Source organism: Roseateles sp. P5_E11, assembly GCF_054049355.1.
The window spans coordinates 1-2,321 of the sequence record NZ_JBFUMO010000752.1 but is presented as its reverse complement, the minus strand read 5'-3'; the positions used below and the strand labels follow the sequence as shown (position 1 = coordinate 2,321).

Below are 2,321 nucleotides of genomic sequence, written 5' to 3'. Positions count from 1 at the left end.
CATCAGCCGGCCGCCCTGGCCGTAGGACTTGATCCATTCCGACATCAGCGCGAGCTTGCTGGGCCGTCCCTCGGCCGGGAAGACGTGCAGATAGTCGTCCAGCAGTTCCTGCAGCTCGGCCTCAAGCATGGGCTCGCTGGTGCGGCAGGCGGTGCAGCTGCGCCGCACCAGCCGCTGGGCCAGCACGGCCAAGAGCGAGTCGGCGAAGTTGAAGGGGTCCATGCCCATGTCCAGCAGCCGCGTGATGGTCTCGGGCGCGCTGTTGGTGTGCAGCGTGGAGAGCACCAAGTGGCCGGTCAGCGAGGCCTCGACGGCGATCTCGGCGGTTTCCTGGTCACGGATCTCACCGACCATGATGACGTCGGGGTCGGCGCGCAGGAAGGCGCGCAGGGCCTTGGCGAAGGTCCAGTCGATCTTGGCGTTCACCTGCACTTGGCGCAGGCCGGCCTGGGTGATTTCGATGGGGTCCTCGGCCRYCCAGATCTTGCGCTCGGCCGTGTTGATGTGGCTGAGCGCCGAATGCAGCGTCGTCGTCTTGCCGGAGCCGGTCGGGCCGACGCAGAGCACCAAGCCATATGGGCGGGCGACGGCGGTCTGCAGAGCGGCGAGGTTGGCCGGCGACAGGCCGATGCGGTCCAGCGGCATGGGCTTGCTGCTGGCCAGCAGGCGCATGACGACGTCTTCCAGGCCGTTGTTGGTCGGGATGGTTGCCACGCGCAGCTCCAGCCGGTGCTGGGGCGAGTACTTGGCGAAGTTGATCTTGCCGTCCTGGGGCTTGCGGCGCTCGGAGATGTCGAGGTCGCACATGATCTTGATGCGCGCGATCATCGCGTTGCGGTAGGTGGGGGGCAGCTCCAGATAGGGCTGCAGCACGCCGTCGCGGCGGAAACGGATCTTGAGTTTTTCCTTGCCCGGGTAGGTCTCGATGTGGATGTCGGACACGCCCTGGTTGTGCGCCTCGATGATCATCGAGTTGATCAGGCGCACGAGCGAGTTGTCGCTCTGCTCGATGGGCGACTCCTCTTCCCTGGCGCTGCGCTCGCTGCTGTCGCGCTCCAGGCTCTCGATGAGCTTGTTGGAGTTGTCCAGCGTGAAGTCGGGCTGGAAGTCGGGCAGGGGGTCGACGGCGCTGCCGCGCGGCAGGGGCTCGCCGCCATAGCGGTCGAAAGCCAGYGGAATGGCGAACTGCAGGGTGCCGAGCTTGGTCAGCGTCGGCACGACCTTGAGCTGGGTGATGAACTCGACCTCGTCGAGGGCGTCGCGCCGCGTCGGGTCTTCCATAGCCACGACAAGGCGGCCATCGCGCAGCAGCAGGGGCAGCACCTCCAGACGCTTGGCCACCGCGTGCGGCAGCTTGCGCACGGCGTCAGGCTCGATGGCGAAGTTCTCGACATCGACCACCGGGTAGCCCATCTTGCGCGCCAGCGCCGACTGCAGCTGCGCGCGGCTGATGACGCCCTTGCGCACCAGCAGCTCGCCCAGCGGCACGGAGCGGTCATCACGCTGCTGAACCAGCGCCACCTCGAGCTGCTCGGGCGTGACCAGCTCCAGCGCCAGCAGCGCCTCGCCGATGCGCACCATCGGCATCTTGGCCTGCTGCTCGATGGCCTGCAGCAGTTGCTCGGCGGTGACGATCTGCTGGTTGACGAGGATGTCGCCGACGCGGCGCTGGCGCAGGTCGTTCTGCTCGACAGCGGCGGCGTTGAGCTGCTCGGGCGTGACGAGTTTGTCCTTCAGCAGCAGGTCGCCCAGGCGCTCACCGATCTCGAAATTCGCCAGCACCTCGCGGGGCACGAAGACGCGGCGCACGGAGTCGTCGTCATCGGCCAGCGGCGGGAAAAGGAACAGGCCCAGGCTGTCGTGATGATGGCCGATGGTCACGCCCTTGAGCTCATCGCCGCCAGTGAAGACGACGCGGAACTCGGTGCGCGGGCGCTGGTCGACGCTGAGCGGGGAATTCAGGTCGCCGGCATCGCGCGGCGGCACCTCCAGCGTGCGCAGCAGCTTGACGGCACGGRACTGGCTGAACTTCAGCGGCATGCTGTTGCGCGCTGGCGGCACATTGATCTGCACGATGCGGTCGCTGGCATCGAGTTGCAACAGCTGGCCCATGCTGCGACTGTTGTTCAGCCCCAGGATCTCGCAGGCCTCGGACCCACGCTGCACCTGCGGCTGGGGGTAGGCGGCATAGGGCGGGCTGGGCCAGAGAAAACCGGAGGCCGGGCCTGCCGCAGTGGGTGAGTCGGCATCGCCATGGGGCCAGGGCAGGGGCTGGGACGGGTCGGTCATGGGCTGGGCAGCAGGTGTGCCGATGATTATGG

1 protein-coding gene is annotated in these 2,321 nt (G+C 67.4%); it reads right to left on the bottom strand.

Going from position 1 to position 2,321, the window contains the following annotated elements; genetic code table 11:
• A partial coding sequence (locus ACXJKR_RS30115; RefSeq protein ID WP_457325970.1) for an ATPase, T2SS/T4P/T4SS family occupies positions 1–2,289 on the bottom strand: 2,289 nt, incomplete at its 3' end.
• Between the last annotated feature and the right edge of the window lie 32 nt (positions 2,290–2,321).